The 11,126-nt window shown below is 30.5% G+C and carries 9 protein-coding genes; all 9 read right to left on the minus strand.

Annotation, left to right across the window (positions count from 1 at the left end; genetic code table 11):
* Positions 1–560 (minus strand): RAMP superfamily CRISPR-associated protein (locus CLLU_RS16650; protein ID WP_338078795.1); only part of this gene is annotated, 560 nt, incomplete at its 3' end.
* Positions 561–612: 52 nt separating this feature from the next.
* Entirely contained in the window at positions 613–4,371 is a 3,759-nt protein-coding gene (gene pglX, locus CLLU_RS16655; RefSeq protein WP_106010896.1) for a BREX-1 system adenine-specific DNA-methyltransferase PglX, read from the minus strand.
* 17 nt (positions 4,372–4,388) lie between these two features.
* Positions 4,389–8,000, minus strand: a complete 3,612-nt coding sequence (brxC, locus tag CLLU_RS16660; protein WP_106010897.1) for a BREX system P-loop protein BrxC — start codon at positions 7,998–8,000, stop codon at positions 4,389–4,391.
* 12 nt (positions 8,001–8,012) lie between these two features.
* On the minus strand, positions 8,013–8,591 hold the full coding sequence (locus tag CLLU_RS16665) for a DUF1788 domain-containing protein (RefSeq protein ID WP_106010898.1): 579 nt from the start codon (positions 8,589–8,591) through the stop codon (positions 8,013–8,015).
* A complete protein-coding gene (locus tag CLLU_RS16670) occupies positions 8,591–9,193 on the minus strand; it encodes a DUF1819 family protein (protein WP_106010899.1) in 603 nt (200 codons plus the stop codon). Before CLLU_RS16670 ends, CLLU_RS16665 begins: the two co-directional genes overlap by 1 nt.
* The gene (locus tag CLLU_RS16675; protein ID WP_106010900.1) at positions 9,181–9,423 is read right to left on the minus strand and encodes a helix-turn-helix domain-containing protein; all 243 of its coding nucleotides are present in this window, start codon (positions 9,421–9,423) and stop codon (positions 9,181–9,183) included. Before CLLU_RS16675 ends, CLLU_RS16670 begins: the two co-directional genes overlap by 13 nt.
* A gap of 232 nt (positions 9,424–9,655) precedes the next feature.
* Complete coding sequence (locus CLLU_RS16680) at positions 9,656–10,177, minus strand: N-acetyltransferase (RefSeq protein WP_106010901.1); 522 nt, start codon at positions 10,175–10,177, stop codon at positions 9,656–9,658.
* Positions 10,178–10,304: 127 nt separating this feature from the next.
* Positions 10,305–10,481, minus strand: a complete 177-nt coding sequence (locus CLLU_RS18775) for a hypothetical protein (RefSeq protein WP_158255940.1) — start codon at positions 10,479–10,481, stop codon at positions 10,305–10,307.
* Positions 10,482–10,535: 54 nt separating this feature from the next.
* On the minus strand, positions 10,536–10,982 hold the full coding sequence (locus tag CLLU_RS16685) for a hypothetical protein (RefSeq protein ID WP_106010902.1): 447 nt from the start codon (positions 10,980–10,982) through the stop codon (positions 10,536–10,538).
* Positions 10,983–11,126 lie beyond the last annotated feature (144 nt).

An 11,126-nucleotide genomic window follows, 5' to 3' on the forward strand; every position in this document is an offset into this window, starting at 1 on the left:
GTTCTTAATTTTATAGGTTCTTTATCGTCATCTAAATAATTGTACTTTGTATCTGATATTATTTTTTCAACTTCTTCTAAATTTTTTGGAATAAATTTATTAAATTCCTCGTTTTCTCTATCAAGTAAATCCTTTATTTCTACAATCTGAAAAGCCCCTTTACCAATGCTAGAGCTTTGTCCGATTCCGCCTATTATTGAAGCTTGACTCAATAAATTAATATAAAATTCAAGAAAATCCATATAATCTTTTTTACTCTTTCTTTCAACAAAACAAACTGTAAACTCTGTTCCTTCATTAAAAAGTTTTTCACTTTTTCCTTCACAAGAATTATCATCTTTCTCATATATCATGGAAACAGGAGCCTTGTTTTCCGTACTTCCAAATAAATAAGCTTCTTTCTCTCTCATATCATCTTCATCCTTAAAATAATATAATTCCCTAAAGGTGGCTCGTAAAAGTGCCTTTAATTCAGTTATTCTAAATTCTTTTTTATATTTATCTGCTCCAAAGCTTATCAATTGTGAAATTAGATTTAATTTAACTTCAACCCTTCTCATTCCTATCCCCCCTGCACATTGTTAATTTCAAGCACAATCATTCCCATTAAAACTATCTTATTTTCGCAAGTATCTGTAGATTTTTGCCTTTTTCGTCAGTTTGAACTTTGCTGTAGTTCATTTTAACCCCGTCGTCCAAATCAATAAGTATTCTTGCAAGTGCTAAGTGGGCAATTTTTTCATCATAATCCTTACATTCTTTCAGTTGTTTGGTTATCTTTGCAAAACGTTTCTCCGAATTGGCCACTTCTCTTGGATTCTTATTATGCATTATATTATCTTTTAAATTATCCATTGTCCTCTCATAAGCTTTCTGCATTTCATGAAGATAGTCTACACGAAGCTTACCGGTAGTACCCTCATTGTACCTGTGCATATATATAAGCGCCTTGAATCCATTTTCTTTTCCGCTGTCGTACATCCAATAGATAGGCCGTTTTTTATAGGTTTTCACATGGTCTTTATAAAAATCCTTAAGAAAATAATTTCGCATAACCTCTCTGGGTGTGCCTTTCCCTCCTAAGGCATCTGCAATAAATTTAAGATTTTCTTCCAAAGTTTCTTCTCCATAGCACGCTTTCACAAATTCAACAAATCTATTCACTATATCGTCTTCAAAATACTCCTCATCTGTAATTAAAATGATATTATCTTTATCGTGTATAAAAGTAATATATTTGCTATCATCCCATCTGCCACCTGCATAGGCCAATCTCTCTACATCCAAGGAATATCTGCCAAATATACAGCCTACTGCATAGGAAATGAATGATTTAATAACATCTTTTTTTGTTAATATATATCTGTTGCCTTTTATATCATCATAAATTTCATCTTTAGTATCAAAAATCTTGGCTATAGTTATATCTCTATCACTGACTTCAGGAGTTAGTTCATTTTCTAAACCATAAATTTTGATAAATATGCGGTTTAATTCTTCTTCATTAGCTTTTAACTTGTCAAATTGTGAATTAGCAAAGTTTCTCCAATTTTCATATGCCGATTTTATCATCTTTGGGACCTGTTTTTGTTTGTATTCATCTAACAATGGATGAATTTTGAAATCCCATGAAGTTTCAAAAGAATCCCAGTCAACTTTTGCTATTTTTATATTTTCCTCAACCAAAGCTTGAATTCTTAAAATTATATCACTACAAAACATAGCACTATTTATGGGTATATTTTTTATATCCCCAACTTGTATATTGTAAGTAGGATTTACTATATCAAGAAAAAATTTAGATACCTTACTGCATAATAGTCCCAACGTTACATAAAGTTCTTTTCTGCTTTTAAAGAAAATACTAGAACCTGCAACATCAAAAATAAATCCACTTTCACAATATCTTACCCCCATATCTTGTGAAATAAATGTATATGTCAATCCTTCTTTAAAATAATATTCTTCATTTTTTATAGTTCTGCTATAAGATTTATACAATTTACGAGCATATTCTTTTACATCTCTCCCATTATGAGCCCAATTAATTATAAATTCATTATTCCCATACCATTTTCTATATGCTCCTCCTTTATTGTAGGGGAACCACCTTGGGGAGAATTTTTTTATGTCTTCGCAGTCAGATGTATCAAATTTAATCTTTTGGATATTTGCTTCAAACCACCGTCTTAAAAATCTATTGTTGTCCGATGTAGCCATTCCCTGTCGTGGTTTTGCCAATTTGGCCAAACAATCAAAAGATGAAAATATATTTAATACATTTTTATCAACCCAATAGGCAAAAGGATTACCTGGAATTTTACAAAGTTCTTTTAAAACCCTTATATATAATTCTTTCGAAATATAGATACCCTCTTTTATTATTCTTTGCAATTCAAAATTCTTACCTTCACTGGTATTCTGTCCTGTCAAATCTATTATTTTAGTAGCAAAAGGGCAGTTTGACAATTTTGTAGCTGAAAATACTACATTTTGAACTATTGTACCAACATCCTCCCCAAATGATTTTGCTCCTAAATGTATAATATTTCTGAATATAACTTTATCAAGCAATTGCTTTCTCAGTTTTTTAAAACTAGATAAAAACATCCATGAATGTTGAGTAATCATATCATAATATCCATAACTTTTTGCAAATTCTCTGCATCTTTCCATAAAAACTGCAAATAAATCCGATTTGCTGTCAGGATAATTATCTTTAAGATACTTGCTTAATTTTGTATTCATATTACTATTCCCCATATAAGGCGGATTGGTTACAACAATGTCATATTTTTGTGACAAAATTTCAGCAGTATTGAGAATCTCTAAAATCTCCTGCTGTGTTTTCTCAATATGAACTGTTTCAAAAGAAAGCTGTGTCTGTGGTTTTATATTTGTAATAAATTCTTTTAAAGCTGAAAAATCATATTTATCGGGTATATTTAATATAGATCCATATTCTTTTGCATCTTCAAAAATATCCAGCATATCTTCTATTTCTTTTCTCACTTTTTCCCAAGCTTTTTTATCTGAAATATTACTGCCCAAATAATCCAAATGCTTTCTATTGACATTGTTACTCTCAGATATAGTATGTAAATTACATTTTATCCCTCCATCTAAAATCTTTCTGTCATATTGCCTTCCTTTCATCATAACAGCAAAATAGGATAACTGATAAGCCCTTTTATCTATGTCAAGACCATATAGATTATTTTCAATAATTGATTTAGCTGCTTCTTTATCCATATATCCCTGACTTCCATATAATTGCATAAAAATTTCAAAAGCATAAACCCCTATATGAAAACTTCCCATGGCAGGATCTATAAATTTAATATCCTCTAACTGAATATTTTTTCTGTCTCTTTGTATTTCTTTTAATTGTTCTTTTACTTCAGAACTTTGTTCTGCTTCAGCAATATAATATTCCCAATTAAATTTCTTAGCTATTTCTTTTTCACTTCGCTTGTCACCACCGGCTATTAATTTTTCTATCCAAAGTCTTCCCAGTGAATTTTCTACCATATATCTGACAATCCAGTCCGGGGTAAAAAGCTGTGTTTTAGCTGGTACTTCCTCTTTACTAACCTTTTTGCCTTTCTTGACTTCTGCATCAACAATTGCCTTAGGTTCAGTATTATAATACTGATACATCCATCCTATAATCTCCACCTGGCCGCTGCCATTTTCCGATTCTATATCAAAATATTCTTCCGGTACATCATGAACCAATTTATATACTACTCCATCAGGATCATTGTATGATATATTGAGCAGCAGTTCAGCATAATCATCTGTTTTTTCAAACAGTTTCGGCAGGCTTTCATTTAATGCATTGCACTCTTTTATAAACAAAAGATGAAACATCTTTTCCATAGCTGGAGCTCTGCCGTCTATTTTCCATTCAACTAACTGGTTTCTTTCATTTTCCGTAAAGTTTAAACTTGTATCTAAATAATGGGTGACAAACTCCGGCTCATTTACACCTTCTCTTCCAGAAGAAAGAATCCTCATTTTATCTGGAAGATAATTATTCACTTCCATGAAGCGAATAGCTATAAGCCTATTAAACCAGGTATAGGCTATTTCTTCTACCAAGCTATCGTAGACAGCATTATAATCCTGATCAGCTTTCCTTTTATTTAACTCTCCAATAAGCTTTTCATATTGCCTTACTTCTTTACCATAAATTTTATGGGTTTCCACTGCACCAATATCAAAAATATACATATCTGAAGTGGATTCAGGAAGAGGAGGAATTATTTCTTCTTTCCTAATACCAAGCCTTGCTGCTTTACTTTTAGTATCTTTTATAAGCTTGTCCCTTGCATATACAGCAAAGTTTTTTAATACAGTCTTATCCATATGATTAATATCCTCCTCTAAAACTCAACATTCAATATAGTATCTTCCCTAATTTCTTTTTCCAATCTTATTTTTAGAGCTTGCAGATATTTCTCCAGATCATCTTTATTTTCTATCTGCCATGAGTTTGATGGATTTATATCCTTAATGCTTATATTAAACTGTTTTTTTATGGGCTTTACAACTTTGTTTGCTTCTTTTTCACCGACTGTTTCTTTAGCTCTTTCTTTTTCTGCAATATGTTCTTGTTCTTTGGCGATTTCATCTAGAAATCTCATCTTCAATTTGTCAGCTTCTATTTTAAAACCATTTACCTTAGCTACATTGTTACATGATTCGGCCTTTTTAATAAGATTGGAAAAAGCACTGTTAAATTTATTGTGAAATATTTCTTCTAACCCACTTTGTTTTAATACTTCCATTACTCTTTTTTCCGCTTCGTTTATTTCTAATTTTACCGGCTTTAACTCTTTATCTAAAATTTTATTGTAAATATCTAAAAATCTATCATTTAACTCGGGCAGATCTTTAATTTTATTGTATGGGTACGGCATTTTTAATATATCTTCCATTTTATCGATTATGGATTCTATTTCATTATTAAGCACATAGGATCTACTTTCCTCAAATACTTCACTATAATTTTTGCTCTTGTCCCATATTTTCTGCTGCTCACCCTTTTTTTGCTGATCCTCTCCAAAAAAAGATTTTATAGGTGGATAATATTCTGCAAAATCCAAATAATCATCTTCATGTTTCTTTACATATTTAAATATATCCAGAGCTTTATCCATATACACAGTACCTTGAATTAATTTGATTCCTTCATTTATAGCATCTTCACCTGGGTAGCCCATTGCTGGATTATATTTACCTAATATGCTCTTCAGTTTTTCTATTTTCTCTTTAGCTAATTTATTAAATTGAATTACCATAGTATCCGTATCTTCCGCCATGATAGTCATTTTAAATACTTCCTTGGCTACATTTTTTAATACTCTTTTCATATTTTCCGGTATGATTTCTTTTTCCTCTATTAGAAGCTTCTCTGTGTAAGTTCGTTTTGTAATATATTCAACAACCTTTTCGGAAGTTTCATTTAGCAAGGAAATCTCATTTCCATTTAAAGTAAATCTTATCAATCCATCTTTAAAACATTTGGCAATTATCCATTCTATGTCTGCATCTATGAATCCAAAGGGTGCTTTGTTGAATTTGCTTTTTATCTCTTTTAATGAAACTTTAGTATGATTTTGAGTGCGAATACGTATATAATCCAATACTTCCCTTATGGCATTCTCATTTGGTAAAGTACCATCATCCAGAGTTATCTGCTTAGAGTCGTTTTGTTTAAACAAATTATATACATCTACCTCATCCATAGGACATGTAATATAATTTAACTTGTGATAGACTGTAGTTGTTATACGCTCCAGTGATTCTGTCAAATTGCATTTAAAGTCTTTAGTTCTTAATTTCAATAGATCGCCATTAACATAGAATTTAGCTGTCTTCAGGGATTCCTGTAAAAATAATTTTCCTCTATCTTGATGCTCTCTCATTTCATCCCGCTTTATGGTTTTTATTTCTTCAAATTTTGAAATATTTACAGCAGAGGAAGAAGATAAAAACTTTTCAATCTTCATGAATAAACTCAATTCATTTAAAAAGCCTGCATCATTAGGCAAATCCACATATATATCTTTTCCCGCATTACTCAGCATGCGTAAATTACTATCTTGTCCATTTAACTCTGACCTTGGAGTAATTATTTTAACTCCAAAGTCAAACATCTGATTACTTTTATAGGGTATGTCATCTACTGTCCTATTAAATCCAAAGGAATACCTATTTTTAAAATTGGGAACTTTAATTTTTCCTTCAAAATAAATATCTGCAAAAATAAGTTCAGAAACTTTTTTTATAACATCTGTATTTTCAATGTCCTGACTTTCTATCTCACGATTGATTTCCTGTTCTTCATCAGTTAAAAATATGTATATATCACCGTTTTTTTGAACCAGCATCTGGCTTACCAAGATATCCAGGGCATTTTGTACTTTTTCTTTAAGTACTCTTCTATCTTCGTCTATACCAGATACCATTAAAGTAGTAATATTGTCCACAGTTGCTTTAATTTGATTGACATATTTGATCATAAATAAAGCCTTTAATACATTTACATTAAAATTATCTTTTTCTTTATCTGGATTTATATAGTTGTTCTCCATAGCTCTGGAGATAACTACCGAATGGCTGTGGTCCAGGAATTTATTTAAGGCATCATAAAATATATTAAATGGTACAACTGTACCATCTTCTCTATCCATCAACTTTTCTGCACTTTCTTTAAACAGCGCCAGCATAGAACGCTCACCTTCCGATAAATGTTTGCCACTGGCTCCATGCTGCCTTATGGAAGTCAATACATTGGCTAAAAGGTTAAACTGATATGGTATAAACGGATATACCTCACAAAAGTCACTTTTATCTTCATACAGTTTTTTTTCGATCTTATCATCAAACATTATTAAATTTCTAATAATAGTTTCCTTATTTTCATAGAGCACGGAGAGAGTTTCATCTGCTGCTTTTGTTTTTTTCAATATCCTGAGTTTGATAACTTCATCCACATTGGCAGATGTCAAGTTTAATCTCGTATCAAAACGGCCTTGAATTTTTGAAAAATCTCTGCCCTTAACTTCTGTTATAGAATCGATATCCTGCTGAGAAGTCACTACAATCCATGCCTTACCCTGGCAGGCAGTTCCAAAATCTTCTGTTATTGTCTGAAGATCAAGCATTAAATCTGAATTGTCTCCAATATATTGACCCATCTCATCCACTAAAAAGACAATATGATGATTCCTTCCCTTTGATTTTAAGTATTTATTTATCATTTTAGCAAAATCCTCTATACTTACCTCATAGGGTCTTATCGTACTTCTTGCCCAATCCTTAGCTGTCTCTAAACTCATAAATTTAATCTCTGACAAAGCCCTAACCACTCTATCTTTGAAAAAATTAAATTTATGCCTTGATTCTATCCAGTCATCTCCTGTAATTTCCTTATACTTTTCTTTAAAAGCTTCATATAAGTTTTCATCTTTCAACTGTCTTTCCAAATCAGCTACATGAGGGTTTGCACTAAATCCCAGTTTCTCATTAAATACCTTTAAAAAAACCCTTAGTATAGCATCTTTATTCTTTTTACCGGATGTTTCACTTTTTGAATCGATGTTAAATAATATGACATCTGTGGAAACTGACAATGCCAATTTCATATCGGCTGCAACACTGGAATCTTTTATTTTATTTTCATTTAAAAAATAATCTATTGCTGACTTACCATCTACTTTACGATTTTCAAGCAAATACGATAAGATTTTTAGAAAGTGGGATTTACCACTCCCAAAAAAACCGGAAATCCAAACTCCCATTTTATCAGTATTCCCAAGTATTCCCTTTCTATAGCTTTCAAAAAAATCTCTAAAATGTCTTTGTAATTCATTGGTAACTACATATTCTTCTAATTCTTGTTTTACATTAGCATCATCATCTTGCCCGACTTTTATTACTCCTTTGATATCCCTATCAATGGGTTTTAAAAACATATCTTTAATTAGCATAATACCCCTCCATTATATAACCAGCGGAAACGCCCTGTAATAGTGATCATCTTTAAATTCAGAAAACAACATAAAAGTCTGTCCATCGTATTTTCCGGGATAAAATAATACTACCGGTGCCTTATCAAAAACCTGACCCAGCTTATTTAATACATCATGGGAACGGACAAAAGGAAATATCTTACCGACTCCAGTGATAAAAACTACAGCATTTTCCGGAGTATTTTCTTCTATATAATTGGTAAAAAAGTTATTGTTTTGATCCATATTCAGCAGTTCCACTACGGAAGAGACCAGATATTCCATACCGTATTCTTCCTCCATATGAATACATTCTTCAAGAAGATCTTCCTCTTCTATGTAATCAATCATCAGATCATATAAATCATATACCAATAACTCATAGCCGATGACATCAGTATTATTTTTCTCTTTTAAATATTTGATATATTCTCTAACTTTTAACTCCTCCGATGCAGGATAATCAAATATATAATATCCTATCTCATTTCCCAGCCCTTTATTCTTTCTAAAATCTTCTTCTTCTATTTTTTTTTCAATTTGATCTAAGCGCTCTTCTAATGTCTTCATCAAGCTACCCCCGTTAATGCCTTAAAATATGAGTAAAAAGATGGCTTTTTCATTTCAGCTTCCAGTTGAAGATCCATAATTGGTTTATGATATATTAAAATGCCATTCTCTTCTTCCAACAGATTTGCTTCTTTCAAATAGGTCTTATAAGCTGTTCCCAATCTCTTTTTTGTCTGTTCTGTAAATCCTGCTACTTTTTTACTTTGCTCAGATTTATTTTTAAAAAATATACGAGTACTACTATCCTCAAAATCTTTTGTGCCAAGTATGATATTCTCCCTGTAAACTTCATAAATATATTCAAAAAATAATCTGTCGGTTATCATTATTCCCAATAGATTTATCAGCTTTTGGTTTGAAATATCAAGGTCAAAAAACAATTTTACAATCTCCTTTGAAAGGACTTTCCTGCGTTTGGAAATTTCACTAATAATTCTTTTACCATAGGATGGTGAAGATGCCATAAGTATATTTTCTCTCTCCTGAAGTTCTCTAATTTCCCCTTCAGTTTTTCCTATTTTTATCATCTCTGTATATTTTTTAAACTCTTGAAACCAAAAACCCTTGCTAACAGCACCGGCACTATATTCTAAGTTTTGCACGCTTTCACCTCTTCCTTATCTTTCCTTTCCTCATATATTACTTCACAAATATCGCTAATCTGGCATTTTAGATAAGAACAAACTCTGACTAATACATCAAGAGATACATATTCATCTCGTGTCAATTTGGATAATGTACTGGTACTAATTCCTACTTTTTCTCTCATTTTAGTTTTTTTTATATTTTTGTCAATCAATAATTTCCACAATCTTTTATAACTTACGCCCATAAATTCACCTCTTTCCGGCACAACTTAGCACATTAAATATATTTATAGTATATATTATTAATATCGTCTTCTCAACTGTTTTTTTCGACTTCTCAAAAATTAAATTTAAAGTTTTTGAAATAAAAATATAAGTCTCTAATGATATTTTATTTGCTCTCATAACTTCATTATCATTGAACTTATATTCATTATTCCTAATAAAATGTTATTTTAATTATCAGTCCCAATTAAATTACAATAATGATTTTCCCATTACTACATTTCCACCCACTCTTCTTGAAATTGGTTTAAACCCCTTTTCAATATAATAATTAATTGCCCTATCTTCATTTTCTACTACTTTATCATCATAAATTCTTGCAGGAATTAATCCTATGTAATTGGCATTTATATATTGTAAATACTCTAATATATTATCAACTAATTCACTACAATACGCTTTTCCTCTATACTCTTTATCTATCTCCACATGATCCAACACTGCAATCAGCCCATATATTTCTTCATTGTCCTTAGCCTTACTTAATATATCTACTACTTCTAAAACATCACCTGATATTGCATCTGCATTATAAATTAACTCATCCCAAGAATTCACCATATATTCATTAAAAAGGTATAAATTTGCATATCCAATTGACTTTTTTTCTTCAGTTTCCATATCTATCAATACTAATGAAGCAATAATATTAAGTGAATCTGAGTCCTCATCTTTTACAGTTTCAAATTTTACTTCAGAATAACTTTCGTTCATAAGATTAACACATCCTATCATTATAATTTACTATTTTTAAATTTTTTATGTCCCATAATCAGCTATATATTTTTCCTTTCCATATGCTCAAGAATCATTTGATTTCATTTACGCTGTTGCAAAATGGCTAATAATTTCTCTCAATAAAATCTATAAACTTATCCCAGAATTCATCTTCTGAACAGTTTTCCGGTACTAATACACAGCCATCTATTTCAATTTCCTTGGTGTTAATAAACCCTCCATCTTCATTTTCATCAAGAGTATCGAATATCCTGTCTTCGGCTTTACAGTATTTTTTCACCCTTTCGTAATCTACATCTTAAGGATTCTTTATCCTTGACAAGTCCGTGTTATTTCATAAATTACCATTTTCATTATTATTCCAGTCAACTATCATGTTTGAATCCCTTATTCTGGTTTTTTTACCATTATAGGCAATTAGACAAGCATTGGCAAATGATTTCCAATTTTCTTTTTTAAATTTCAGAACTTCATCAAAACTCAAACAGAGAATATAACATTCAATATTTTTAAATATCCATTCTTCTGAAATATTTGTTAATCGTTCTTCAGAAATTATATATTTCAAATCATATATATTTATTTTAGGATAAATTATTTGAACTATTGGCTTATTTTTAAATGGAAAAAGAAAAATCCTGTAGTTCATTATATTCATAGCTACATCTACTTCTCTTTTATTTTTTCTATATCTAAATTTACAAAAGCTTCTTACACTTATAGGTATATTATTTTTAATCAAATTATAAATTTCAAAAATCTTCTGTTCAAAATTTTTCATATTACATTCGTTAATTATTAACTCAACTTTCGCACATTAAAATAAAGGCGGAAGCCTGAATTTTTAAGATATAAAGCAAAGAAACATTCCTTTTGGTATAATAGAATTGTCAAAAACACCATACCAAGGAAAGGAATGTTTCTT

This window comes from Clostridium luticellarii (assembly GCF_002995845.1).
Lineage (GTDB): Bacteria > Bacillota > Clostridia > Clostridiales > Clostridiaceae > Clostridium_B > Clostridium_B luticellarii.